Origin of the sequence: Pseudomonas sp. DSP3-2-3, from assembly GCF_049898225.1 — a bacterium.
GTDB lineage: Bacteria > Pseudomonadota > Gammaproteobacteria > Pseudomonadales > Pseudomonadaceae > Aquipseudomonas.
Window position 1 is genome coordinate 35,521 of sequence record NZ_JAFCXH010000016.1, and the last position, 23,882, is coordinate 59,402.

At 58.0% G+C, this 23,882-nt stretch carries 24 protein-coding genes; 10 read left to right on the forward strand and 14 right to left on the reverse strand.

The genetic code is table 11. From position 1 onward, the window contains the following. The first annotated feature begins 29 nt into the window (after window positions 1-29). On the forward strand, window positions 30-305 hold the full coding sequence (locus tag ACP7E4_RS18670) for a peptidylprolyl isomerase (protein WP_020290056.1): 276 nt from the start codon (window positions 30-32) through the stop codon (window positions 303-305). 15 nt (window positions 306-320) lie between these two features. Here ACP7E4_RS18670 and ACP7E4_RS18675 read toward each other — a convergent pair whose 3' ends face one another. From ACP7E4_RS18675 to ACP7E4_RS18710, 8 genes are all read right to left on the reverse strand, one after another. Next, window positions 321-1,265 (reverse strand): sugar kinase, encoded by a 945-nt coding sequence (locus ACP7E4_RS18675; RefSeq protein WP_426116817.1) that lies wholly within the window; start codon window positions 1,263-1,265, stop codon window positions 321-323. 19 nt (window positions 1,266-1,284) lie between these two features. Further along, window positions 1,285-2,490: an amino acid deaminase gene (locus ACP7E4_RS18680; protein WP_426116819.1), complete on the reverse strand. Its 1,206-nt coding sequence runs from the start codon at window positions 2,488-2,490 to the stop codon at window positions 1,285-1,287. A gap of 17 nt (window positions 2,491-2,507) precedes the next feature. Then, entirely contained in the window at window positions 2,508-3,272 is a 765-nt protein-coding gene (locus ACP7E4_RS18685) for an IclR family transcriptional regulator (RefSeq protein ID WP_426116821.1), read from the reverse strand. A 105-nt stretch (window positions 3,273-3,377) separates the two neighbouring features. After that, window positions 3,378-3,764: a RidA family protein gene (locus tag ACP7E4_RS18690; RefSeq protein WP_426116823.1), complete on the reverse strand. Its 387-nt coding sequence runs from the start codon at window positions 3,762-3,764 to the stop codon at window positions 3,378-3,380. Window positions 3,765-3,795: 31 nt separating this feature from the next. Continuing rightward, window positions 3,796-4,587 carry an amino acid ABC transporter ATP-binding protein gene (locus ACP7E4_RS18695; RefSeq protein ID WP_426116825.1) on the reverse strand — a complete coding sequence of 264 codons (792 nt, stop codon included), beginning with the start codon at window positions 4,585-4,587 and terminating at the stop codon, window positions 3,796-3,798. After that, window positions 4,584-5,246 carry an amino acid ABC transporter permease gene (locus tag ACP7E4_RS18700; RefSeq protein WP_426116827.1) on the reverse strand — a complete coding sequence of 221 codons (663 nt, stop codon included), beginning with the start codon at window positions 5,244-5,246 and terminating at the stop codon, window positions 4,584-4,586. Before ACP7E4_RS18700 ends, ACP7E4_RS18695 begins: the two co-directional genes overlap by 4 nt. 12 nt (window positions 5,247-5,258) lie before the next feature. Further along, window positions 5,259-5,921: an amino acid ABC transporter permease gene (locus ACP7E4_RS18705; protein WP_426116829.1), complete on the reverse strand. Its 663-nt coding sequence runs from the start codon at window positions 5,919-5,921 to the stop codon at window positions 5,259-5,261. A 63-nt stretch (window positions 5,922-5,984) separates the two neighbouring features. Further along, entirely contained in the window at window positions 5,985-6,785 is an 801-nt protein-coding gene (locus ACP7E4_RS18710; protein ID WP_426117020.1) for a transporter substrate-binding domain-containing protein, read from the reverse strand. A 375-nt stretch (window positions 6,786-7,160) separates the two neighbouring features. Between ACP7E4_RS18710 and ACP7E4_RS18715 the strand changes: the two genes are divergently transcribed. Both ACP7E4_RS18715 and ACP7E4_RS18720 read left to right on the forward strand, forming a co-directional pair. Then, complete coding sequence (locus ACP7E4_RS18715) at window positions 7,161-7,490, forward strand: DUF6388 family protein (protein ID WP_426116831.1); 330 nt, start codon at window positions 7,161-7,163, stop codon at window positions 7,488-7,490. 99 nt (window positions 7,491-7,589) lie between these two features. Continuing rightward, window positions 7,590-7,925, forward strand: a complete 336-nt coding sequence (locus tag ACP7E4_RS18720) for a hypothetical protein (RefSeq protein WP_426116833.1) — start codon at window positions 7,590-7,592, stop codon at window positions 7,923-7,925. 68 nt (window positions 7,926-7,993) lie between these two features. Here ACP7E4_RS18720 and ACP7E4_RS18725 read toward each other — a convergent pair whose 3' ends face one another. From ACP7E4_RS18725 to ACP7E4_RS18735, 3 genes are all read right to left on the reverse strand, one after another. After that, complete coding sequence (locus ACP7E4_RS18725; protein WP_426116835.1) at window positions 7,994-8,338, reverse strand: 2-oxoacid ferredoxin oxidoreductase; 345 nt, start codon at window positions 8,336-8,338, stop codon at window positions 7,994-7,996. Between the two features lie 82 nt (window positions 8,339-8,420). Further along, window positions 8,421-8,864: a hemerythrin domain-containing protein gene (locus ACP7E4_RS18730; protein WP_426116836.1), complete on the reverse strand. Its 444-nt coding sequence runs from the start codon at window positions 8,862-8,864 to the stop codon at window positions 8,421-8,423. 91 nt (window positions 8,865-8,955) lie between these two features. Further along, on the reverse strand, window positions 8,956-9,096 hold the full coding sequence (locus tag ACP7E4_RS18735; protein ID WP_426116838.1) for a hypothetical protein: 141 nt from the start codon (window positions 9,094-9,096) through the stop codon (window positions 8,956-8,958). Between the two features lie 106 nt (window positions 9,097-9,202). Here ACP7E4_RS18735 and ACP7E4_RS18740 point away from each other — a divergent pair, with 106 nt between their 5' ends. From ACP7E4_RS18740 to ACP7E4_RS18755, 4 genes are all read left to right on the forward strand, one after another. Then, window positions 9,203-9,406 (forward strand): hypothetical protein, encoded by a 204-nt coding sequence (locus ACP7E4_RS18740; protein ID WP_426116840.1) that lies wholly within the window; start codon window positions 9,203-9,205, stop codon window positions 9,404-9,406. A gap of 128 nt (window positions 9,407-9,534) precedes the next feature. After that, window positions 9,535-9,813, forward strand: coding sequence for a type II toxin-antitoxin system RelE/ParE family toxin (locus ACP7E4_RS18745; RefSeq protein ID WP_426116841.1), 279 nt, complete (start codon window positions 9,535-9,537; stop codon window positions 9,811-9,813). 8 nt (window positions 9,814-9,821) lie between these two features. Further along, window positions 9,822-10,127 carry a HigA family addiction module antitoxin gene (locus tag ACP7E4_RS18750; protein WP_341523880.1) on the forward strand — a complete coding sequence of 102 codons (306 nt, stop codon included), beginning with the start codon at window positions 9,822-9,824 and terminating at the stop codon, window positions 10,125-10,127. Between the two features lie 287 nt (window positions 10,128-10,414). Beyond that, window positions 10,415-12,004, forward strand: a complete 1,590-nt coding sequence (locus tag ACP7E4_RS18755; RefSeq protein WP_426116844.1) for an ABC-F family ATPase — start codon at window positions 10,415-10,417, stop codon at window positions 12,002-12,004. Between the two features lie 74 nt (window positions 12,005-12,078). Here ACP7E4_RS18755 and ACP7E4_RS18760 read toward each other — a convergent pair whose 3' ends face one another. Continuing rightward, the gene (locus tag ACP7E4_RS18760; protein ID WP_426116846.1) at window positions 12,079-13,212 is read right to left on the reverse strand and encodes a lactonase family protein; all 1,134 of its coding nucleotides are present in this window, start codon (window positions 13,210-13,212) and stop codon (window positions 12,079-12,081) included. 166 nt (window positions 13,213-13,378) lie between these two features. Here ACP7E4_RS18760 and ACP7E4_RS18765 point away from each other — a divergent pair, with 166 nt between their 5' ends. From ACP7E4_RS18765 to ACP7E4_RS18775, 3 genes are all read left to right on the forward strand, one after another. Then, window positions 13,379-14,578, forward strand: a complete 1,200-nt coding sequence (locus ACP7E4_RS18765; RefSeq protein ID WP_426116848.1) for an MFS transporter — start codon at window positions 13,379-13,381, stop codon at window positions 14,576-14,578. A 126-nt stretch (window positions 14,579-14,704) separates the two neighbouring features. Further along, window positions 14,705-15,463 (forward strand): endonuclease/exonuclease/phosphatase family protein, encoded by a 759-nt coding sequence (locus tag ACP7E4_RS18770; protein ID WP_426116850.1) that lies wholly within the window; start codon window positions 14,705-14,707, stop codon window positions 15,461-15,463. A 205-nt stretch (window positions 15,464-15,668) separates the two neighbouring features. Next, window positions 15,669-18,269: an autotransporter outer membrane beta-barrel domain-containing protein gene (locus tag ACP7E4_RS18775; protein WP_426116852.1), complete on the forward strand. Its 2,601-nt coding sequence runs from the start codon at window positions 15,669-15,671 to the stop codon at window positions 18,267-18,269. Window positions 18,270-18,327: 58 nt separating this feature from the next. Here ACP7E4_RS18775 and glgB read toward each other — a convergent pair whose 3' ends face one another. Both glgB and treS read right to left on the reverse strand, forming a co-directional pair. Continuing rightward, on the reverse strand, window positions 18,328-20,553 hold the full coding sequence (glgB, locus tag ACP7E4_RS18780; protein ID WP_426116854.1) for a 1,4-alpha-glucan branching protein GlgB: 2,226 nt from the start codon (window positions 20,551-20,553) through the stop codon (window positions 18,328-18,330). Further along, window positions 20,550-23,876, reverse strand: a complete 3,327-nt coding sequence (gene treS / locus ACP7E4_RS18785; protein WP_426116856.1) for a maltose alpha-D-glucosyltransferase — start codon at window positions 23,874-23,876, stop codon at window positions 20,550-20,552. Before treS ends, glgB begins: the two co-directional genes overlap by 4 nt. Window positions 23,877-23,882: the final 6 nt, after the last annotated feature.

Below are 23,882 nucleotides of genomic sequence, written 5' to 3' on the forward strand. Positions count from 1 at the left end.
CCGCCGTTTTTTCTTCAGGCGTCCGTCACATGAAAGCCCAAGCCCGTCACATTCTGGTGAAGACCGCCGAAGAGGCCGAGCAACTCAAGGTGCGTATCGCCAAGGGTGAAGCCTTCGACGTACTGGCAAAAAAACACTCGACCTGCCCGTCCGGCAAGCGCGGCGGCGATCTGGGTGAAGTCAGACCCGGCCAGATGGTGGGAGCCATCGACCAGGTCATTTTCAAAAAGCCGCTGCGGGTGGTACATGGCCCGATCAAAAGCAAGTTTGGTTATCACCTTGTTCAGGTCTTTTATCGGGATTGAGCCGCCCGGAAACCCTCAGAGATTCGGCATGACACTCGCTGGAATCAACGCACCAGGATGCTGAATCACCAGACTGGCCAAGTGATGCCCGGCATCGGCCGCTTCTACCGGACTCGCGCCCCGCAGGCGCATCGACAGATAACCTGCGCTGAATGAATCACCCGCCGCCGTGGTGTCCACCACATGTTTTACCGGGCGAGCAGCGACTTCGAAGCGCTCGCCGCCAGATTCCACCAGACAACTCTGCGCACCGCGCTTGACCACCACTTCACTGATACCCAATTCCCGATAGGCCGTGAGCAGCTCTTCGCTGTCGGTATAGCCAAACAGCGCCTGCTCGTCGTCCTCGGTCAATAGCGCCAGATCGACGCAGGCCATGCAGGCGCGATACGCCTCACGGGCCTGCTCGACGCTTTCCCACAAGCGCGGCCGATAGTTGTTGTCGAACACCACCCGAACGCCCTGCGCCCGGACTTGCGCAAGCCGTGCCAGCAGCCGCTTGCGACCACGCTCGCCGAGCACCGCCAGGGTTATCCCGCTGAGGTACACCACGTCGTAGTTTTGCAGCTCATTGAGAATGACGTCGGACTCGGGCGTGTTGAAACAATCACGCACCGCCGCTTCATTACGCCAGTACAGAAAGCGCCGCTCGCCATTGGCATCGGTCTGGATGCAATACAAACCTGGCAAACGTCCCGGCAGGCGCTGCACCTGGCTCAGGCCAATACCTTCCTGTTCCCAGACGCGGCACATGGCGTCGCTGAAGCTGTCGTCGCCCAGCGCCGTGACGTAGTCCACCTGAGCCGTGCGCCCCAGCAGGCGCGCGATATACACCGCCGTATTCAGCGTATCTCCGCCAAAACTCTGTTGCAGGCTGCCGTTAGCGTGCTGCTGCAACTCGATCATGCACTCACCGATCAGGGCGATGCGCGGATGACTGTGGCTGACCAGTTCGCTCATGTTGAGGTTCTCCCGGTCATCAAAAGCAGGTATCGAACGTTTCGATGACTTGCAATTGTTCATCGACCAGGCATCCGCTGCGCCATTTATCGAAGGTCAGGCACGGGTGTGAGGTGCCGAAGGATATGATGTCGCCTACCTTCAACTCGCAACCGGGCGCGATGGTCATGAACGCGTGCTGGTCCATGACCGCCGTGACCTTGCAGGCGCTGACGTCATCGCCATTGGCAGGCAGCTCGCCAGCCTTGTAGCGTTTGAGCGGATTGGGCAGTCCGGCGTCAAACGCCACATCACGCTTGCCCATCGCGACCACGGCGAAACCCGGCTCTGGCAGCGATTGCACATGGGCCCAGACTTCCAGGGCCGGACGCAGCCCTTCAGTCAGTTCACTGCGCCGGTCGAGCACGCAACACTGTGCGTCTTTATAGATACCGTGGTCATGCACCACGTAACTGCCGGGGCGCAGCACGCCGAGAAAACGTTCACGCACCTGACGTTCGTCGAACGCTTCGGCAATCAAGTCGTACCAGGCCGAGCCGGATGCCGTGACAATCGGCCGATCCAGGGCGAAAGCACCTTTGTCCTGCAGCTCCACGGCCAGTCGTACCAGCGAAGCGGCAAAGGCGCGGATGTCGTTGACCGCCTTGTCACCATGGATCACACCTTCGTAACCCTCGATGCCGGTCAACGCCAGAGACGGTTGCGCCGCGATGGCGTCGGCAAGGTCCAGAACCTCCTGTTCACTGCGACAGCCGCAGCGTCCGCCCGGCACGCCGTATTCGATCATCACGTTCAGGCGTAAACCGCGCGAGGCGAAAAACTCGCCAAGCGCCGCGACGTTGTCCGGATGATCGACCATGCAGTGGAAATCGAACATCGAGTCACCAAGCAGGTCAGCGATCAGCGCCATGTTCGGCGTGCCGACCAGCTGGTTGGCCATCAGCACCCGCCGCACGCCATGAGCATACGCAGCATGGGTCTGCACGGCGGTCGCCAGAGTCATGCCCCACGCGCCCTCCTCCAGTTGGCGGCGAAACAGGGCCGGGACCATGCTGGTCTTGCCATGGGGCGCCAGTTCCGCGCCGCTGTTGCTGACGAATGCCTGCATCCAGCGAATGTTGTGGTCCAGCGCCTCGCGGTGGATGACCAGCGCGGGAAGGCTGACGTCGCGAACCAGATGATCGCCCGGCGCGGCGGCGCCCTTTTCTACCACTGCAATGCCCATGAGAATTCTCCAGGGTTTTATTCGTTGATTCGACGAGCGAGGCCATTGGCACTGGCAATCAGCACTCGACGATAGTCGTTGTAATTGTTTTTCGCGTCGGCCCGAGGCGCAACGATACACAGCGTGGCAATGCACACGCCCTTGTCGTCTTTGACCGGCGCGGCGAAGCAATGGGTGAAGGTGTCGGCGACACTGTCGAAGGAAAAGAACCCCTCTTGCCCGGCCTGGCGAATCTCGGCGAGAAACCTGTCCATGGGCAGCCGCTCACCGTCCGGCAGGATGAAATCCTCAGGATCGATCAGATCGGCAATTTCCTGATCGCTTAGATGGCACAACAGCAGCCGCCCCGAAGCGGTCCAGGGGATCGGCGCGTTTTCGCCAATGTCCGATGAAATCCGAAAATGCCGCTCACCTTCTTTCATTAACGCGACGGTGTATTTTCGGCCGTTGAGCAGGCACATTTGCGCGGTTTCCCGGGTCTGGCTGACGATGTAAGTCAGGCAGCTCTCCGCTTCCCGGGTGAAATCGAAATGCCGCAGGTGCGCCTGGCCAAGGAAGTACAACTGCCGACCCAGGTAGACATGCCCATCCTTGCCGACAGCTTCGAGAATCCGCCGCTCAAGCAATGAGCTGACCAGTTCATACACCGTCGACTTCGGGCTGCCGATGCCGCTGGCGATTTCATTCGGACGCAGCGGTGTGCCCTTTTCCTTGAGGAAATCGAGAATATCGAACGCCCGGTCCAGACCGCGGGCCCTGCGTTTGATCGTATCTTCACTCATGTCTGGCTCGTCCGTAGCGCACTCAGGCGCAGTAAAAGGTGACGCAGTTTCAAGCTACGAGCTTCGGGCTGCAAGGATCGCGACCTGCGCCTGCAACTTGCTGCTTCACTTTTTCTTGTAAGCGATGCAATCGATCTCGACCTTGCAATCGACCATCATGTTGGCCTGCACACAGGCGCGGGCCGGGGCGTGTTCGGGGGTGAAATATTCGCCGAAGACTTTATTGAAACTCCAGAAGTCGCGCGGATCTTCCAGCCACACGCCAACGCGGACCACATCTTCGAGGCCGTAACCGGCTTCAGTGAGAATGGCGACCAGGTTGTCCATGGTCTTGCGGGTCTGTTCGACAATGCCGCCGATGATGATCTCGCCGTTTTCAGCCGGCACCTGACCGGACACATGCAACCAGCCATCGGCCTCGACAGCGCGGGCAAAAGGACGCGGCTGACCGCCACCGGCGACGCTGCCTGCGCCGTAACGAGTAATACTCATGATGTTTCTCCTCTACAAACGTGGTTAACACTCAAAAACGGATGTTCTTCAAAAATTCGCCCAGGCGCGCCGATTTTGGCTGCTCGAACAGTTGCTTGGGTGGACCTTGCTCCTCGATACGTCCCTGATTCATGAACACGATCTGGTCCGACACCTCATAAGCAAAGCGCATTTCGTGGGTCACCAGCAGCATGGTCATGCCGTCTTCCGCCAAGCCCTTGATGACACTGAGCACTTCGCCGACCAGTTCCGGGTCCAGGGCCGACGTCACTTCATCGAACAGCATCAGGCTGGGATTCATCGCGATGGCACGGGCAATCGCCACGCGCTGCTGCTGGCCGCCGGAAAGCTGCCCCGGAAAGTGATTGCGCCGCTCCAGCAGGCCGACGCGATCCAGCCATTTTTCGGCCAGCGCCACTGCCTGATCCCTGGGCAGCTTCTTGACCTTGAGCAGGCCCAGCGTCACGTTCTGCAACGCGCTCAGGTGCGGGAACAGATTGAACTGCTGGAAAGCCATGCCGGTCATGGCCCGATGGCTGGCGATAACTTTTTCCGGATGGCGCACGCGCTTGCCGTCGATGTCGCTGTAGCCGATGTCCTGGCCTTCCAGACGAATATGTCCGCCCTGAAACTCTTCGAGCAGGTTGACGCACCGCAGCAGCGTGGTTTTACCCGAGCCACTGGAGCCGATCAGCGTCACCACGTTGCCCTTTTGCATGCGCAGATCGACGCCTTTGAGCACTTCCACTGCGCCGTAGGATTTATGCAGCCCTTCGATGCTCAGCAATGCTGGCTCGGTAATCACGGTTTGAGACTGTGTCATGGCAAGGCCACCCGTTTTTCGATTTGCCGTCCAAGAAGCTCGATGGCGTAGTTGATGACGAAGAATAGAAAGCCGGCGAACAGATAGAACTCCAGAGTCATGAAGGTCCGGGCGATTACCTGTTGGGTACTGAGCAGCAGCTCAGCCACGCCGATCACTGACAGCAGCGTCGAGGCCTTGACGATCTCGGTGGACGAGTTGACCCAGGTGGGCAAAATCTGCCGCAACGCTTGAGGCAAGAGGACGTACATCAAGGACTGGGGGAATGTCAGGCCGATGGCTTTGCCCGCTTCCAGTTGCCCACGCGCAATAGATTGCAACGCGCCGCGCACGATCTCCGCGACGTGAGAACCGCAGAACAGCGTCAGGCCCAGGGCTCCGGCCTGGAACGCAGTAATCGGCCAGCCCAGCGCGGGCGCCATGTAAAACACCGCCAGGACCAGAACGAAGACCGGCGTGCCGCGAATCAGATCGACATAGATGCGAAACGGCAGCCGCGCCCAGACATTGCCGTAAGTCAGGGCCAACCCGGCGAACACCCCGATAAGGGTGCCGCAGACGATAGCCAGGGCCGAGCACTGCACGCTGGTCAAGAAACCAGCCCATAAAGTTTCCCGGGCGATCCACAGTTCGTGCAGCCAGGAAGGTTGTTCGTACATAAGTCAGGCCTCCTAGCGGCGAATGGCCAAGCGTTGTTCGAGGTAACGCAGCAGCATGGCGATCGCATAGCAGGCCACCACATACAGCCCGGTAGTCACCAGCCAGGTTTCAATGACCCGATAGCTCTCGACATTGATCTTGCGCGCGTAATAGGTCAGTTCCGGCACCGCGATGGCAGCCGCCAGCGACGTGTCCTTGAACAGCGAAATGAAGTTGTTAGACAAGGCTGGCAACACATTGCGCAGCATCACCGGCACAACGATGTAAGCCTTGACCTGCCACTCCCCGAGACCGATTGCCAGCCCGGCTTCGCGCTGGCCCTTGTGAATGCTCAACAGCCCGGCGCGGAACACTTCGGTCAGGTAAGCCCCGGCATACAGCGACAGGGTCACGATGAACGACGCCAGTTTGTCCAGGCGAATGCCCAGGCCAGGCAGCGCGAAGTAGATCAACAGGATCAGCACCAGAATCGGCGTGTTGCGGACCACCGTCACATACACCGAAGCGACAAAGCGCAACGCGCGATGCCGGGACAGCAGCGCAAACGCCGTCATCAGGCCGATCACGCAGCCGATGGCGATGGAAATCAGGGCCAGTTCCAGCCCCAATCCCAGGCCCGCCAGCAGGCTGGGAAAGTCACGCCAGACCGCTGCAAAATTCAATTGATAATTCATGGTCAGCAATACCTGGAACGGGACGACGGCCTTGTCATCCCTGCCCCGTCAGTCAGGTTCTGATTACTTGTATTCCATCGGAAAACCAATCGACGGCACTGGCAGATCCACCCCGAACCACTGCTTGAACGATGCCGCATACGTCGGGAACTCAACGCCGGTCATGGCTTCATGCAGGGCGGTATTGACGAAGTTCAGCCAGTCCTGATCGCCACGCTTGACGGCGCAGGCATAGGTTTGCGGGCTCCAGGCGAAAGCCGGCGAGCGATAACGACCAGGGTTTTGCACCATCAGGTATTTCACCGATGACTGATCGGTCGCGGCGGCATCGGCACGGCCGGAATTGATCGCCTGGTACATCAAGTCAACGCTGTCGTATTGATCGACCTTGGCTTGCGGCAGTGCCTGATGCACCAGTTCTTCGGCATACACGTTTTGCAGCACGGCGACGATGACGCCTGATCCGGCGGATTTCAGGTCGTCAATTTCCTTGTACTTGCTATTGGCTGGCAGCAGCAGCGCCACGCCTTCACGGTAATACGGCAAGGTGAAAGCCACTTGCTGAGCGCGACTTGCGGTGACCGTGATGAACTGACAGCTGATATCGACTTTGTCGGTCAACAGGTTGGGGATTCGCGCATCCGAGGACTGCACGACGAACTCGACTTTGCTCGGGTCATTGAACAAACCTTTGGCAATGATCCGGCCGATGTCGATATCAAAACCCTGCAACTTGCCATCCGCGCCCTGAAAGTGCCATGGCGCATTGGTGCTGCCCGTGCCCACGACCAGCTTGCCGCGCTGCAACACGCTGTCCAGTTTGCTGCCATCCGCTGCTTGCGCCGCGCCGATCAGTACGGCCATCGTCGCAACGACACATGCACACGCTTTTAGAGAGAAAAGTCCGCTACCCATGACATGAACTCCACCGAAGAATGAGTTAATTCCGCTATAGCGGAACATAGTATGTAACAACGGAATGGACAGCAGGAAGTGTGCCACGGCTGGCGATGAAAAAACATGGGTAGGGAAATTCCATCGAGATCATAGAGATAGCTTTGTGAAGCCGCCGCGGGATGCAGTTACCATGCGCTACCGATTTGCTACTGTTGGCCACATCCGGGTAGCAAGGCCTCAATGCAGTGCACAAAGCGCTACAACCGCACACGGCACTGATCCGCCTTGAGGCTTGACGAAGCTTGCTCCCGGTTTCTGCGAATTGCCTCTTTTGGAGCCTGCATGACTCAAACCGAACATCCACACCAGATTGCCCTGACCCGATTCCTCGCGGCTCATCCGCAACTTCAGGACGAACTCAACCACCTCAATCCTCTTGCCGCTCAGGCAGCGGGCGTCACCAAGGAGCAATATCGTGAAGAGCGCCTGCATGAAGCTTTCGAGGAAGAAGCCCAGCGCCTGGGGTTCTTCGCCTGGGAATTGACCTTGCAACTCACCGCCGAGTCGTCTGAAGAATTCGAGAGTCAGCGTCGCGAGGTGCACAAGGAAGTGGCCGAAATGGCCGGTATGGAATGGTCGCAATACTGTGAAATGCACGGGATTGAGCCCTGAAGCGATGCAACGCAGATGACCGTTCGTCGCCGTCAGGGCACGATGGGGCGGGGAGAATTGACCAATATCAGGTAACGCTCATAACCAGGAGACGTACCCATGATGAAGTCAAAGATGACTAGCCTTGTTCTGACCGGCCTGCTTTCCATCTCTTGCATGTCCGCATTCGCGGCGTCAGGCGAGTCGAATACCGGGCCAGCCAAACCTGAAACTGGTGGCGCCACCCAAAGCGGTTCCGCCATGCCGCCCGGCACCCATCCAAGCGCCCCGACCGGTAGTAAAGATGCCGATGCCTATGGCCGCGGTACTGGAACCGGAGCAGGTAAATCGACTGATGGCGGTGATACTGGCAGCGGCGTCGGCAAGACTGGCGGCCCGAACAAGAATGGCGCCAATGGCACCGGTGGTGGTGCGTCAGGTTCTGACGACAACTGACAGGCGTGCAACAAAAAATGGCCCGGAATTATCCCGGGCCATTTTTTTTGTGCATTGGACAGTGCGTTCTACAGGCAAGTCGCCAAGGCTGCGCCGCGCCGGTCAGCCGGCATGGTGTCCGGCGCGGCGTAGAAGTTGAGCACGGTCTTTCCACCTTGAGGCTTCACATCGACGAAATATTCGGCGCCGGTCGTGTAGACGGTAAAGCCGTCAGCACTGGAGCGCATGAACGCTTCCGGGTCAGGGCCCACCATGGCCACGTCCTGCCAGGCATATTCCACACATTGTGCAACCACATTAGCGGCCTTCTGCGTGGTGTAAACCTTGTAAGGCCCGACAGCGCGGGCCTGATTTGACGGTGAAGTACAGCCAACCAGCAGCACCGCCGCAACAGCCCCAATCAACAGCTTCATGGCATTCCTTGAAGGCGAAAAACGCCGATTCTACACCTTCGTCGTCACTGCATCGCTCGTCCGGCGAGCCATGATGGCGCTGTCAGGCTTCAGCCAGCTGCTCTTCGTACTCTTTTACGTACTGACCGGCCAATGATTCCTTCTGCTTTTCATCCAGAAGTTTGCCGGCCATTTGAAAGAATTTCTGCTCTTCTTCCTTCAAATGGTGATGCACTTTCTCGGAAAGCTTCTTGGCGGTGGCGAGCCAGCTCGGGCTGGACATCTCTGTTTCGTCCAGTTCTTCCATCAGCTCATCCATCGCATGATGCTCGGAAATCGCATGGCGACTCAGGTCCACGCCATTGTCATGGGCCATCAGCGGTATATAGAAGAAGCGCTCTTCGGCGGTTTCATGGGCCTGCAGCTCAGCCTTGAGTTGCTTGTAGGCGTCTACGCGTTCCTGACTATCGCCACTGGTGCGGACCAGATTCTCTGCATAACCACGCTGGCGATCATGACTTTCACGCAAGGCTTCAAAAATATTCAATGGCGCTACTCCAGACTGGCTTCCCAAGGGTGGAAGCGATAAGCACTAGACATCCACGCAAGATCAGCGTTCCACCCTTCAGCGCCACGAATCAGTAAACGCCAGGCGGAATTCCGTCCTTGTTGAAGTCTTTGAGCCGCTCTTTTTCTTCAGGTGTCGAGTGCGCTGGCGTGTTCTGCTTGGGCGCATCTTTAGGAGATTCTTTGGGCGCTTCTTTCTTGTGCTCGCTCATCAGCGGATCCTCTTTTAATGGCTGGTATTCATGAGGCCACAATGGCTGGATTGAGTTCCTTGCTGTTGAACTGAACGCGGGAACGAACGACAAGGATGTGCAAGTAATGCTCGAGGCAATAGCTGAAGTCCTGGCACGTGTAGTGTGCTACCCCGTTGGCTGGCTTTTCATACGTCTGGTTACGCTGGGGAAATACCCGTCCAAATGGGAGTGGTTCGACGAAACGGTTGCTGCGCAATGGACACTCGGGATTGGCTGCGCGGTGCTGGTGGTCACGCTGATGGCGGTCTTGCATCAGTTTGTGCTGTGAGTTGGCCGGTCCAGGCAAGAGGACTCTGGCACAGGCTTTTCGGCCGAGTTTTTTTGATGCGCCTGACTGTTGAAAATTGGCTGGGACGCTATATACTTGCCTTTAACGCATAACGTTAAGCATTAACAATGATCCAAAGTTTTCGTTGTTCTCATGCCGAAACGCTTTTCACCACAGGCAAGACACGAAGGTGGAGCGCTATAAAAAACGTCGCTGAACGAAAACTTGTGATGCTCGATGCGGCAGTTGAACTGCACGACCTGAAATCACCACCCGGTAATAGATTGGAAGAGCTTGATGGTGACCGAGAAGGAGAGCACAGCATCCGCATCAATGCTCAGTTTCGTATCTGCTTCATATGGGGCAAAAACGGACCGGAAAACGTTGAAATAGTTGACTATCACTGAGGTGAACCATGCATACGAACGGCATGCGCCCGATACATCCGGGAGAGATACTCAAAGAGGAATTCCTGGACCCTCTGGGAGTTACGCCAGCGGCACTGGCCCGAGCACTCCATGTCTCTGCCCCAACGGTTAATGACATTGTTCGCGAGCGGAGGAATGTGAGCGCAGACGTTGCTTTGCGTCTGGCACAAGCGCTGGGCACCACTGCGCAATTTTGGTTGAACCTCCAGGCTTCCTATGATCTACGCAAGGCAGAAATCGAAAGCGGTGAAGAGATCATCCGAGACGTACATCTACTGGAGTGCTGTGCCTGATCAACACCTGAGCCCGGCTACACGCGACCAGTTATCCGACAGCAATCGGCCTGACGTACAGACCGCCATACAACTGCCATCCAGTCTGTGCGACAATGCGCGCCAAATTCGGCATGAATCCCGCATTCATTTGCAGCAGTCCGACACATAGGTCGCAGATTGCTGAATAGATATGGCCCAAAGAAAGGCCTCAGACTCGGGTCAAACACCCTGAGCAAAGACGGAAACGGGTATCAAATCGGTATCGGCTGCATTCAGCCAACTCCAAGTCATTGAAGGTAAGGTAATTGATCTCCACAGCAAACATCACGATGCAGTTCGGCGCGAAACCCTTGTTCGAGAACGTCTCGGTCAAGTTTGGTGCCGGTAACCGTTATGGCCTGATCGGCGCCAACGGCTGCGGTAAATCCACCTTCATGAAGATCCTCGGCGATGATCTGGAGCCTTCGGGTGGGCAGGTGATGCTGGAGCCGAACGTGCGTCTGGGTAAATTGCGCCAGGACCAGTTCGCTTACGAAGAGTATTCCGTGCTCGACACCGTGATCATGGGTCACGAAGAGCTGTGGAAGGTGAAGGCCGAGCGTGATCGCATCTATTCGCTGCCGGAAATGACCGAAGACGACGGCATGGCCGTTGCCGAGCTGGAAACCGAGTTCGCGGAAATGGACGGTTACACCGCCGAATCCCGCGCCGGCGAGTTGCTGCTGGGCCTGGGTATCGGCATCGAGCAGCACAGCGGGCCGATGAGTGAAGTGTCGCCGGGCTGGAAACTGCGAGTGCTATTGGCGCAGGCGCTGTTCTCCGACCCTGAAGTGCTGTTGCTCGACGAACCGACCAACCACTTGGACATCAACACGATTCGCTGGCTGGAAAACATCCTGACCCAGCGCAACAGCCTGATGATCATCATCTCCCACGATAGGCACTTCCTGAACAGTGTCTGCACGCACATGGCCGACCTGGATTACGGCGAGCTGCGTCTGTTCCCGGGTAACTACGACGAGTACATGACCGTAGCGACCCAGTCCCGCGAGCAACTGCTGTCGGACAACGCCAAGAAGAAAGCGCAGATCAACGAACTCCAAGCGTTCGTCAGCCGCTTCTCCGCTAACGCCTCGAAATCCAAGCAGGCCAGTTCCCGCGCCAAGCAGATCGACAAGATCCACCTGGCCGAGGTCAAGCCTTCGAGCCGTGTCAGCCCGTTCATTCGTTTCGAGCAGACCAAAAAGCTGCACCGTCAGGCGGTCATCGTCGAGCGCATGGCGAAAGGCTTTGACGGCAAAGCGCTGTTCAAGGACTTCAGCTTCACCGTTGAAGCGGGCGAGCGCGTTGCGATCATCGGCCCGAACGGCATCGGTAAGACTACCCTGCTGCGCACCTTGGTCAACGAGCTGTCGCCGGATGCCGGTACGGTCAAATGGACGGATGCGGCCGAGCTGGGTTACTACGCTCAGGATCACGCTTCTGACTTCGAAGATGAATCCAACCTGTTCGACTGGATGGGTCGCTGGACTCAAGGCGGCGAGCAAGTCGTTCGCGGTACCTTGGGGCGCATGCTGTTCTCCAACGACGACATCCTCAAGTCGGTCAAAGTGATTTCCGGTGGTGAGCAAGGTCGCATGTTGTTCGGCAAGCTGATCCTGCAAAAGCCGAACGTGCTGATCATGGACGAACCGACCAACCACTTGGACATGGAATCCATCGAAGCGCTGAACCTGGCGCTGGAAAACTATCCGGGTACGCTGATTTTTGTCAGCCACGACCGTGAGTTCGTTTCCTCGCTGGCAACCCGCATTATCGAGCTGAGCCCAAGCGGCGTGGTCGACTTCAGCGGCACCTACGACGATTACCTGCGTAGCCAAGGCGTCGTGTTCTGATTTGATTTGATCAGAGCGTTGACAAACAAAAGCCCCGTCCTGTGTGACGGGGCTTTTGCGTTCAAGCGCGAAGCTTATTCAGCAGATTGTTGCAGGACCTCAATCCACAACGCGCCCTTGCCCGACGGTGCTTCGCTGACACGCTTGAGCGCCCCATCGCTGCCCACCGCATAAGCACCGACCGTGGCCGACTTTTCGCCAGTCACGAGCAGCCATTTGCCATTCGGTGAAAAGGCGATATTGCGCGGTTGCTTCTCCTCGACCGGATAGTTTTCAAGGAAGGTCAGCGCGCCACTGTTGGCGTCCACGGCAAATGCCGACACCGAACTGGTGGTGCGTTCGGTCATCAGTAACAGCTTGCCGTCGGGCGAAAGGCGCAGGTCCGCAGCCCAGATGCGCGGTGTCGGGTCATCTTTCAGATCATTGTTGCTCGCGTCGCGCGCTTCACCGTGGACCAGGTTCAAGCGTGGCGGAATGCCATTGACCGATGAAACCTGAGTCAACGCCCCGCTCTGCGCATCGATGGAGAAGGCCGTCACCGTTCCGCTCATTTCGCCGACAAAATAGACAAACTTGCCGTCTGCGGAGAACGCCAGATGCCTTGGCCCGGTTTTGGTCGGCACGCTGACGTAGCCGTCGCCAATGGGCGTAAGCGTGCCAGCCTTGTCATCCAGACGGAACTGCAACACGCGGTCGGAACCCAGGTTGCCCGCATAGGCAAAACGGTTGCTCGGGTCGGTGCGTACCGAGTGCGCATGCCGGCCGGTCTTGATGGTCTGAATATTGTCGCTGGGCTGATGATCCTTGTCGATGGCCTGCACGCTGAGCAGGTCCCCGCCATACGAGGCACCTAACAGGAACTTGCCGGACCGATCCGTCGACAGATAGGCCAGGCTCTCGGCCAGCGGCCCTTTGGAAATCTGGCTCAGGTGGCCAGTCTTGGGATCAATACTGAAACCCACCACCTGATAAGGTTTGACCCGCAGTGCAGCAAACAACACTTTGCCGTCCGGGGTGAGCGCCATGGGATTGACCTGGCTTCCGGCCGGGGTCTGCTCGATGAGGTTGAGCGCACCGGTTTTCTCGTCAAGACCGTATTGGGAGATGAAGCCGTCGCCAGGGCTGGAAATGTAGGCGAACGTAGCGCCATGGGCTTGAAAACTGAGACCGCAGGCCACCGCAGCAGCCAGAAGAAGGGGTTTACTCACGAGAGATCCTTTATTTTTATGTTTGTGGTCAGTCATCCTATGACTGCCCGCAGCCCTCGGCAATATTTGTTTACATAAAAATAAACTACATCGTTAGCATGCTTTCATTTCCCGGATTCTCGGGCCATGATGTGCCACTCCCTACCGCTTGCCAGCGAACGAGCCCATGTCCTCCGCCTTCACCCCCCCGCCGTCAGTTGAAGTCAGTTCCATGACGATCACGTTGCAGATCGTTTCCATTGTGCTCTATACCTTTATCGCGTTCCTGTGCATTGGCCTGCCGATCGCCGTGTTGCCGGGTTACGTTCACGACCAGCTGGGATTCAGCGCAGTCATCGCAGGTCTGACGATTGGTTCGCAATACCTGGCCACCCTGCTCAGCCGTCCACTGGCAGGCAGGGTCTGCGACACCATCGGCACCAAGCTGGCAATCGTTTACGGCATGTCCGGAATTGCAATCAGCGGAGTGCTGACTTCGGTTGCGACGCTGCTGGAAAGCGTGCCCTTGATAAGCCTGACCATTCTAATCATCGCGCGTTTGTTCATTGGGGTTTCTCAAGGCCTGATCGGTGTCGGAAGCATCAGTTGGTGCATCGGCAAAGTCGGGCCGGACCATACGGCCCGGGCGATTTCCTGGAACGGAATTGCTTCGTATGGGGCCATCGCCATCGGCGCGCCGCTGGGTTATGTGATGACTCGCGAACTGGGTTTCTTCAGCCTGGGCATTGCTTTGACAGCGATGGCTGTTGTGGCCTTGGTGATCATTCGCAACAAACCTTCGATCCCTGTAATCAAGGGCGAACGTCTGCCGTTCTGGTCGGTGTTCGGACGCATCGCGCCTTATGGCGTAAGCCTGACGCTGGCGTCAATCGGCTATGGCACGATGACCACGTTCATCACGCTGTTCTACGTCAGCCGCGGATGGGAAGGCGCCGCTTATTGCCTGAGCGTCTTCGGGATTTGTTTCATCCTTGCCCGCTTGCTGTTCATCGGCGCGATCAACCGTCTTGGCGGCTTCACCTCGGCCATTGTCTGCATGGGCGTAGAAACTCTGGGCCTGGTCCTGTTGTGGCTTTCGCCCAATACGGGTTTTGCCCTGGCGGGCGCAGGTTTGACGGGCCTTGGATTGTCTCTGGTGTACCCGGCGCTGGGCGTTGAAGCAATCAAGCAAGTGCCGATTTCCAGTCGCAGTGCCGGCTTGAGTGCTTACGCGGTGTTCTTCGATCTCGCCCTGGCGATTGCCGGACCGGTGATGGGCGCAATCGCCTTGGGCATGGGGTACGCCTCGATCTTTTTCTTCGCGTCACTGCTATCGATAGGCGGCCTGATGCTTACGGTCATGCTGTCGCGCCGCCCGAGGATTTGAGGAAATATCTGCGGCCAAAAAAGATGAACTGCCAGCGTACGCATCAGTCCCATTTAGACATTTACCGTCCTTAGGAGCGTTCGTGTGCCCCCTGATCCTGCTGGTATAAATGGTAATGCAGTGGACATGAGCAACAGCCCGGACGTCCACAAGCTGCGTGTCCTGACCGTCAATACCCACAAGGGATTCACCGCGTTCAATCGACGCTTCATCCTCCCGGAACTACGTGAAGCGGTGCGTAGCACTGGCGCTGATCTGGTGTTCCTGCAGGAAGTGCTGGGTAGCCACGACGGTCACGCGTCACGCCATCATGACTGGCCGGTGACTTCCCACTACGAATTTCTCGCCGATAGCATGTGGAGTGATTTTGCCTACGGCCGCAATGCGGTTTATCCCGACGGTCATCACGGCAACGCCCTGCTCTCCAAATACCCGATTCTGAGCCATCGCAATCTCGACATTTCCATCACCGGACCCGAACGGCGCGGCCTGCTGCATTGCGTATTGCAGGTGCCGGGGCACGATGAGGTGCATGCGATCTGCGTACATTTGAGCCTGCTGGAAAGTCATCGGCAATTGCAGCTGGACCTGCTGTGCAAACTGCTGGATTCCCTGCCAAGCCACGCGCCGGTCATCATCGCAGGCGATTTCAACGACTGGCAGCTGCGGGGCAATGCCACGTTGGCTCGCTGTGATTATCTGCACGAAGCCTTCGAGCGCCATCACGGTTTATTAGCCAAGACCTACCCCGCGCGCTTCCCGCTGCTGCGTCTGGATCGTGTGTATCTGCGCAATGCCAGCAGCCACTCACCGAAAATCCTCGGTCACCGGCCCTGGACACATTTGTCCGATCATCTGCCACTGGCGGTTGAAGTTCATCTCTGAAACCATGCAAAAATCGGTGGCTGCGCGTCAACCACCCGTCGGTCATTTACTTGACGGGTGGTTGGATCGCTTCTCTACTGAAGATGCAACTACTTATTAAACATGGAAAAACGCAATGTCGCTGGTCTGACATGTCGTGCGTTTAGCGTGGGCCGCAGGCACGATCTGACCGCCTCCCTGACTACGCTACTCAGGGAGAGACATCATGAAGCACCTCCGTGGCAACGCATGCCCATGGCGTTTTGCCGTCGTGCCCATCGCAATACTTGGCGTGTTATGCAATCAGGCACGAGCTGCCTGTGATCTGAACTCGACTATTGGCAGCGACGTGCAGATTTGCGATAGCGGCAGCAGTGGCCCGCTCACTAATCCCGGCGGCAACAACACATTGGTTTTCCCCGCGGGGGGCAGCGGCGCAATCGTTGGAGATGTCTCATTTGGTGCAGGTCATGACCGCATCGACATGAATTCCGGCAGCATTGTCGGCGACTTCAATCAAGGTGCCGGAGTTGACGAGTTCAGAATCACCGCAGGCACCATCACCGGCGACGTCAATCAAAGCTTCGATCCAGATGACTTCTTCATGAGCGGCGGGACCCTGCGTTCCCTGACTCAAGGCGACGGACATGACACATTCCTCATGACCGGAGGCACCATCAACAACGCTTTCGAAGACGGCGACATTGCTCACATGACGGGCGGCAGCATTGGCCGGGTCGACATGAAACTGGACGACAACGTGTTCGACATGTCGGGCGGCAATATCATCAATAACCTGGTGACCGGCTTTGGCAAGGACACCATCATCATCTCCGGTGGCACCATCGGCGGCGTGGTCAGCGTCAGCGGTGGCGACGACCGCATCACCGTCAGTGGCGGCGAATTGCGTGGAGGCGTGCGAGCCAGCTTTGGCAATGACATCTTTGCCTGGCACGACGGGGGGCTGATACGCGGCGCTGTATTGATGGCCGACGGCAATGACACCGCCACGCTGACCAACCTCACTGAAATGTTCTTCGGTTCGAACCCATTGCTTGACGGCGGAGCGGGCACCGACACCCTGACCTTCGACGCTTCGACGACTGCAGTTCCGGGTCGCTACGCCAATTGGGAAACCGTCAACCTTAGCAATGGATCGCGCATGGATCTGGCCGGGGAACTGGTCGTCGGCGACGCCACCAGCGGCACGGGCGTGTTCAACATCGACGCAAGCAGCACCGTCACGTCTAGTGCCGGAACCTTGCGCCCCTTTGCAGCCGGGCAACTGGCAACCCTGAACAACGCCGGAGCCCTGGACATGACCACCGGCAGCAGCCTGGCAACCGACACCCTGACGGTGCGCGGCAACTACGTCGGCAACAGTGGCAAGTTGCTGCTGCAATCGGTTTTGGGCGATGATTCTTCCGCCAGCGACAAGCTGGTTGTGGCCCAGGGCGCGATCAGCGGGACTACGCAGATCAACGTCGCCAACCTTGGCGGGCTGGGCGCGGTTACGCAACAAAACGGTATTCAAGTGGTGCAGGCCAGCGAGGGAGCAACCAGCAACAACAGTGCCTTCACGCTGGGCAATTCTTTGCCGGTCGGGGCCTACGAGTACTATTTATTCAAAGGCGGCGCGACAGCAGGATCGGAAAACAGCTGGTTCCTGCGCTCGACCGTGCTCTCACAACCCTTGGCGCTGGCAGTACCGCCCACTGCGCCAGAACCACCGGTTACGCCAACCGAACCGACAACGCCGACCACACCTACAACGCCAACCACCCCAACCGTGCAGCCTGCCGCGACTCCTCCAGTCGCCGCCATCGGCACCCCGCCGCTGCCGACGCCAGTCCTCGGCGCGGCACCGATTACGCTGTACCGCATGGAAGTGCCCAACTACGCCGTGGTGCCACCCGCCGCCGCGATGCTGACCCAGATGTCACTGGGCACCTTTCATGATCGTCAGGGTGAGCAAAGCCTGCTGACCGAGTCCGGCTTTGTGCCAGCGGGATGGGCGCGAGCGTTCGGCAATGACTTCAAGCGCAGCTGGTCCGGCACTGTCGATCCAAGTCTGGACGCTTCGCTCAAGGGCTATCAGATCGGCCATGACCTGTACGCGTCCGAAACTGCGGGCGGCCGTTCCCAGCGCAGCGGTTTCTTCGTCGGCCACAGTCGTCTGGACGGGCATGTGGACGGCTTTGCTGGCGGGTTCAAGGACAACCGCACCGGCAAAGTCAAAATCGAAGGCGATAGCCTGGGCTTGTACTGGACACTGGTCGATCCGCAAGGCTGGTACGTCGATGCCGTGGCGATGGGTACACGCCTGGATGGTTACAGCCGCTCGGACCGAGGGGTAAGGATCGACACTGAAGGCCGGGCGCTGAGTCTGTCCCTGGAAGCCGGGTATCCCATTCCGGTCTCTGCGAACTGGGTCGTCGAACCCCAGGCGCAAGTGATCAACCAGCACATTGATCTGGACAGCCAGAATGACGGAATTTCCCACGTGTCGTTTGATTCCCAGTCCTACACCACTGGCCGGGTCGGCGCGCGTTTGAAAGGTCGGTATAGGGTCGGCGGCATGCCACTGGAACCCTATCTGCGCAGCAATCTATGGCACACCTTCGGCGGATCGGACACGGTGACCTTTGATCACGTGGACAGAATCAAGACCGAGCACAGGTCCACCACCGCTGACTTGGGTGTGGGTCTGGTGGCGAAAGTGTCGAAGGAAGTGAGTCTGTATGTCAGCGCCGATTACAGCGGCAACGTCGACGATGACAATCTGGAAGGCTTGATGGGCAATCTGGGGATGAGGATCAGTTGGTAATATGGCTCGCCAAAAACCACAACGCGGCGCTCATATCGAACGCCGCGTTGCCTGTCGATTACTCGGCGTAAGGCTTGAGAATCAACACTGCCAGCGGCGGCAGGTTCAGTTCCAGCGAAGCCGGCATGCCATGGCTTTTGCTGTCTTGCGTCTGCACCGCGCCGCCATTGCCGAAGTTGGAACCGGCATAGGTTTCCGCGTCGCTGTTAAGCAGCTCGCTCCACTTGCCTGCGAACGGCACGCCGACGCGATAGTTCACGCGCGGCACAGGCGTCAGGTTGGCGACCACCAGCAGCGGCTCGCCTTCCTTGCTCCAGCGCAACCAGGCGAAAACGCTGTTGGCGGCATCGTCGCCGATCAACCACTGGAAGCCCATCGGCTCGGTATCGCGCTCGTGCAGCGCTTTCTCGTCGCGATAGATCCGGTTCAGATCGCTGACCAGGGTCTTCACGCCGATGTGCTCAGCGTATTGCAGCAGGTACCAATCCAGCTGTTCGTCGTGGTTCCACTCACGCCATTGACCGAACTCGCAGCCCATGAACAGCAATTTCTTGCCCGGATGAGTCCACATAAACGTCAGGTAGGCACGCAGGTTGGCAAATTTCTGCCAGCGATCACCGGGCATTTTGTCGATTAACGAATGCTTGCCGTGCACCACTTCGTCATGGGAGATCGGCAGGATGAATTTCTCCGACCAGGCATACATCAAGCCGAAGCTCAGCTCGCTATGGTGATGGGCACGATGAATCGGATCCTGCTGCATGTAATGCAGGGTGTCGTGCATCCAGCCCATATTCCATTTGTAGGCAAAGCCCAAACCACCTTGTTGCGTGGTCTGACTCACGCCCGGCCAGGCGGTGGACTCTTCGGCAATCACCAATGCGCCCGGAACTTCGAGATTGACCACGTCATTGAGGTGACGCAGGAAGTCGATGGCTTCCAGATTCTCACGACCGCCAAAACGGTTAGGCACCCACTCCCCGGCTTTACGCGAATAATCGCGATACAGCATCGAGGCAACAGCATCCACGCGCAGGCCGTCGACGTGGAAGTGCTTGAGCCAGTGCAGCCCGGAAGCCAGCATGAAGCCATGCACTTCGGTACGACCCAGGTTGTAGATCAGCGTGTCCCAATCCTGGTGAAAGCCTTCCTGAGGGTTGGCATATTCGTACAGCGCGGTGCCGTCGAACTGCGCCAGACCGTGCGTATCGGTCGGAAAATGCGCCGGTACCCAGTCAAGAATCACGCCGATCTCCGCCTCGTGGCAGGCGTTGACGAAGGCGGCAAAATCTTCCGGTGAACCGTAGCGGGCAGTCGGCGCGAATTGCGCTAACAGTTGATAGCCCCAAGAACCACCGAACGGGTGTTCCATGATCGGCATCAGCTCGATATGGGTGAAGCCCAGTTCCTTAATGTACGGAATCAGCCGTTCGCCCAACTCATGCCAGTTGTACTGGCGCCACTCGCCTTCTTCATTCTGCTCTTTCTGCCACGAACCGGCGTGCAGCTCGTAAATCGACAAGGGCGCATTGGCCGCATGACGCTCCGCACGGGAGGCCAGCCAGGCATCGTCCTTCCAGTCGAATTGCAATGGCGCGGCGACTTTCGAGGCCGTATCCGGTGGCATGGTGGTCGCCAGAGCCATGGGATCGGCTTTCAGCGGCAGGATGCCATCGGCGCCAAGAATCTCGTACTTGTAGACTTCGCCGGGCTTCAAGCGCGGAACAAACACTTCCCAGACACCGGTCGGATGACGCAGGCGCATGGTGTGACGACGACCGTCCCAGTTGTTGAAACCGCCGACGACCGAGACACGCCGCGCGTTCGGCGCCCAGACCGAGAAGCGCACGCCGTCGATGCCATCGACATTCTTCACCTGCGCACCCAGACAGCTGCTCAAGTCGCGATGGTTGCCTTCGGCAAACAGGTAAAGGTCCATCTCGCCCAGCAACGGGCCAAAGCTGTACGGGTCTTCAGTGATCTGCTCACCGCCGGCCCAGTTGACTTTCAGCAAGTACGGTTGGGCGTCGGTGAAGTGACCGACGAAAAACCCCGGCACTTCGCTCATTTGCAGCGGACCCAGTTCACGTTCGCCATCACGGGCCAACACACTGACGCTCAAGGCATCCGGCAGGTAAGCCCGAATGAACTGACCGTTGGCGCCATCGCCATGAGGGCCGAGTACAGAGAATGGGTCACGGTGTTCAGCACGGATCAACGCATCCATGTCCGCGGCTGCGGGCATCAACTGCGGAGCCGCGCCGGTTTTATCAGGCGCATTCATTGAGACTCTCCATCAGACAGGTTGAGCAGCCCACGCAAGCCTTGCAACGGCACCGACAACCAGGTCGGGCGGTTTTCAGCTTCGTAGACCACTTCATAAGCAGTTTTTTCAAGGGTGAAAAGCTCAAGTGCGGCACTTTCACCCTTGGCATCTTTCCAGGCATGCGCCAGTTTCGTGGTCGTCGAGCGGTAGCCGTCGATGAAAGCTTCACGGGCCTGACTCAAATACGCCTCGGCGACACGACGGCGCGCAGCGCCAGCCTCCGGTGAAGTATCGACACTTTGCGCACTGCGCACGGCCATGGCCGCGGCATAGTCAAAGGAACGCAGCACACCGCTCACGTCTTTGTACGGGCTGTGCTTGGCGCGTCGTTCGTGCATCGGGCGAGCCGGTTCGCCTTCGAAATCGATCAGGTAGGCATCGCCCTTGACCACCAGGATCTGGCCAAGGTGCAAGTCGCCATGCACCCGGATACGCAAACCGCCCACCGAACGCTTGGCCAAAACCTGCACGTGATTGAGGATTTGCTTGCGCTTGCCCAACAGATCGGTCACCAGTTTCTGATCAACCGCGTCAAGGTGCGACTTCTGCTGCTCCAGGTACTGCAAGGCGCGCTCAATTTGTGCTCCCACGCTTTTACCGGAAGTCTGGCTTTCCTTGACCGTCGTTACTTCGGCAGTGAAGTCGGCATTGTCGGTTTTGGCCGCCAGCACCTGATGCATTTCGCCGAGGCGTTGCCCAAGGTTGCGGGAAAAATCAGCCAGCTCCAGCAATGCGTTGTAATGCTGTTCCTGTCCGGAAACCCCGTGCGCCATTTCATCGCGCACCGCACGTTCCAGGTTGTTCTGCGTCCATTCCCACGCGTCGCCCTGATTGCTCAGATAACCCTGGGCAATCATCAGCAGGTTAGGTTCGCCATCATTACCCACCCGCACCACCGAACCCAGCAACGGTGAAATGTGCATGTAGCCCGCATTGGTCAGGTAAGCACCCATTTCCAGCTCCGGGTGAACCCCTGCCGTGACCTTACGGATCATCTTCAGCACCACGCTGCCGCCCACGACTACCGAACTGTTGGACTGTTCGGCAGACAGGTAGCGCACTTCCGATTCAGTATTCAGCCCAAGCGGTTCGAGCAACGCGGTGCGCTCGAATCGCAACTCACCTTCGCTGCTGTGCAGCACGGTTTCAGCCTGCATGCCTTGAATGACCGCACGAATGAAGGTTTCCAGGGTGAAGGCGTCGGTGATCAAGCCGACCTGACGTCCGCGACGAACACGGGCCAGCGCCAGTTGCTGAGGCAATGCGCTGCTGATGTCATCCTCAGCCAACAGGCCGAACGGCAACTGATAGCGGCCTTGATGATCACCAGCGGTGACTTCGATTTCGCTGAGCAGAACCGGGTGCGATGCATCGCCAAAACGCACTGCATAGGCGATGTGCACCTTGTCGATGGCCTTGTCCTTGGCCGCAAACCAGCGGCGTTTAGGCAAGTAGACCGCCAGCGAGTTGTTTTCCATCGTGCTGCGCAACGGTTCGTCGAGCAGCTCTTCGAGTCGTTTTTTCAGAACCATGGTCGGAAAGTCCGGGATGCTCTGCGCGGGCTCTACGTGCCAGCTTGGCATCTGATTCTCCGATGCCAACAAAAACCAGTAAAAACCATAGGGCGGCAAAGTCAGTAGATAGTTGAGCTGGCCAATAGGCGGAAACGCACTGCCGCCCAACATCTCGACCGGCACCGTGCCTGCATGATTGGACAAATCCAATTCTGCGGCCTGCGACGCACTGGAAACGTTAGCCACGCACAGGATGATTTCGTTCTTGCCATCCGGTCCGGTGTACTCGCGAATATAGGCCAGAATCCGTCGATTGCTCGGCGAAAGCATTTTCAACGTGCCGCGACCAAAGGCTTTCTGCTGCTTGCGCACAGTCAGCATGCGCCGATTCCAGTTCAATAGGGAATGCTTGTCATTGTTCTGGGTTTCAACGTTGACCGACTGGTAACCGTACAGCGGGTCCATGATCGGCGGCAGCACCAGGCTGGCCGGATCGGCGCGGGAAAAGCCACCGTTGCGGTCGATAGACCACTGCATTGGCGTGCGCACACCGTCCCGGTCGCCGAGGTAAATGTTGTCGCCCATGCCGATTTCATCGCCGTAATACAAAGTCGGCGTGCCGGGCATCGATAACAGCATGCTGTTCAGCAATTCAACCCGACGGCGGTCGCGCTCTACCAGCGGCGCAAGACGTCGACGAATACCCAGATTGATACGAGCGCGGCGGTCAGCAGCGTAGTAATTCCACAGGTAATCACGCTCACGATCGGTGACCATTTCCAGGGTCAGCTCATCGTGGTTGCGCAAAAAGATCGCCCACTGGCAGTTGGCCGGGATTTCCGGGGTCTGACGCAGGATGTCGGTGATCGGAAAGCGGTCTTCCTGCGCCAGCGCCATGTACATGCGCGGCATCAACGGGAAGTGGAAGGCCATATGGCATTCATCGCCATCCTTGCCTTTGGTTTCCCCGAAATACAGCTGGGTGTCTTCCGGCCATTGATTGGCCTCGGCCAGCAACATTCGGTCCGGATAATTGGCGTCGATTTCGGCGCGAATCTTCTTCAGAACCGTGTGCGTTTCCGGCAGGTTTTCGTTATTGGTGCCGTCACGTTCGATCAGGTACGGGATCGCATCCAGACGCAGGCCATCAATGCCCATATCCAGCCAATAGCGCATCACTTCCAGAACCGCTTCCATAACCGCCGGATTGTCGAAGTTCAGGTCCGGCTGGTGGGAGTAGAAACGGTGCCAGAAGTACTGGCCCGCCACCGGATCCCAAGTCCAGTTGGACTTCTCGGTGTCGAGAAAGATGATTCGCGTACCGTCGTATTTCTGGTCGCTGTCGGACCACACGTAAAAATCCCGAGCCTTGGAGCCCGGCTTGGAGGTGCGGGCCTTCTGAAACCATGGATGCTGGTCGGAAGTGTGGTTGATGACCAACTCGGTGATCACCCGCAAGCCACGTTTATGGGCCTCGGCAATAAACTTCTTCGCGTCAGCCATGGTGCCGTAATCGCTGTGCACACCCCGATAATCGGCGATGTCGTAACCATCGTCGCGGCGCGGCGACGGGTAGAACGGCAACAGCCAGATGGTGTTGACCCCAAGCTCGGCAATGTAATCCAGCTTGGCGATCAGGCCGGGAAAGTCACCAATCCCGTCGTCGTTCGAATCGAAAAAAGACTTCACGTGAACCTGGTAGATCACTGCGTCCTTGTACCAGAGCGGGTCATTGATAAACGCCGCGCTCTTGGGCTTCTTCGCCATAAATGT

What these genes read in the sequence shown, in the direction of transcription:
- ACP7E4_RS18770 (WP_426116850.1), top strand. Translation starts at nt 14,705, where the DNA reads ATGAGCAACAGCCCGGACGTCCACAAGCTGCGTGTCCTGACCGTCAAT.
- ACP7E4_RS18750 (WP_341523880.1), top strand. Translation starts at nt 9,822, where the DNA reads ATGCATACGAACGGCATGCGCCCGATACATCCGGGAGAGATACTCAAA.
- glgB (WP_426116854.1), bottom strand. Translation starts at nt 20,553, where the DNA reads ATGAATGCGCCTGATAAAACCGGCGCGGCTCCGCAGTTGATGCCCGCA.
- ACP7E4_RS18710 (WP_426117020.1), bottom strand. Translation starts at nt 6,785, where the DNA reads ATGGCCGTACTGATCGGCGCGGCGCAAGCAGCGGATGGCAGCAAACTG.
- ACP7E4_RS18700 (WP_426116827.1), bottom strand. Translation starts at nt 5,246, where the DNA reads ATGTACGAACAACCTTCCTGGCTGCACGAACTGTGGATCGCCCGGGAA.
- ACP7E4_RS18765 (WP_426116848.1), top strand. Translation starts at nt 13,379, where the DNA reads ATGTCCTCCGCCTTCACCCCCCCGCCGTCAGTTGAAGTCAGTTCCATG.
- ACP7E4_RS18715 (WP_426116831.1), top strand. Translation starts at nt 7,161, where the DNA reads ATGACTCAAACCGAACATCCACACCAGATTGCCCTGACCCGATTCCTC.
- ACP7E4_RS18720 (WP_426116833.1), top strand. Translation starts at nt 7,590, where the DNA reads ATGATGAAGTCAAAGATGACTAGCCTTGTTCTGACCGGCCTGCTTTCC.
- ACP7E4_RS18775 (WP_426116852.1), top strand. Translation starts at nt 15,669, where the DNA reads ATGAAGCACCTCCGTGGCAACGCATGCCCATGGCGTTTTGCCGTCGTG.
- ACP7E4_RS18680 (WP_426116819.1), bottom strand. Translation starts at nt 2,490, where the DNA reads ATGGGCATTGCAGTGGTAGAAAAGGGCGCCGCCGCGCCGGGCGATCAT.
- ACP7E4_RS18690 (WP_426116823.1), bottom strand. Translation starts at nt 3,764, where the DNA reads ATGAGTATTACTCGTTACGGCGCAGGCAGCGTCGCCGGTGGCGGTCAG.
- ACP7E4_RS18725 (WP_426116835.1), bottom strand. Translation starts at nt 8,338, where the DNA reads ATGAAGCTGTTGATTGGGGCTGTTGCGGCGGTGCTGCTGGTTGGCTGT.
- ACP7E4_RS18675 (WP_426116817.1), bottom strand. Translation starts at nt 1,265, where the DNA reads ATGAGCGAACTGGTCAGCCACAGTCATCCGCGCATCGCCCTGATCGGT.
- treS (WP_426116856.1), bottom strand. Translation starts at nt 23,876, where the DNA reads ATGGCGAAGAAGCCCAAGAGCGCGGCGTTTATCAATGACCCGCTCTGG.
- ACP7E4_RS18740 (WP_426116840.1), top strand. Translation starts at nt 9,203, where the DNA reads ATGCTCGAGGCAATAGCTGAAGTCCTGGCACGTGTAGTGTGCTACCCC.
- ACP7E4_RS18695 (WP_426116825.1), bottom strand. Translation starts at nt 4,587, where the DNA reads ATGACACAGTCTCAAACCGTGATTACCGAGCCAGCATTGCTGAGCATC.
- ACP7E4_RS18670 (WP_020290056.1), top strand. Translation starts at nt 30, where the DNA reads ATGAAAGCCCAAGCCCGTCACATTCTGGTGAAGACCGCCGAAGAGGCC.
- ACP7E4_RS18685 (WP_426116821.1), bottom strand. Translation starts at nt 3,272, where the DNA reads ATGAGTGAAGATACGATCAAACGCAGGGCCCGCGGTCTGGACCGGGCG.
- ACP7E4_RS18705 (WP_426116829.1), bottom strand. Translation starts at nt 5,921, where the DNA reads ATGAATTATCAATTGAATTTTGCAGCGGTCTGGCGTGACTTTCCCAGC.
- ACP7E4_RS18735 (WP_426116838.1), bottom strand. Translation starts at nt 9,096, where the DNA reads ATGAGCGAGCACAAGAAAGAAGCGCCCAAAGAATCTCCTAAAGATGCG.
- ACP7E4_RS18745 (WP_426116841.1), top strand. Translation starts at nt 9,535, where the DNA reads ATGATCCAAAGTTTTCGTTGTTCTCATGCCGAAACGCTTTTCACCACA.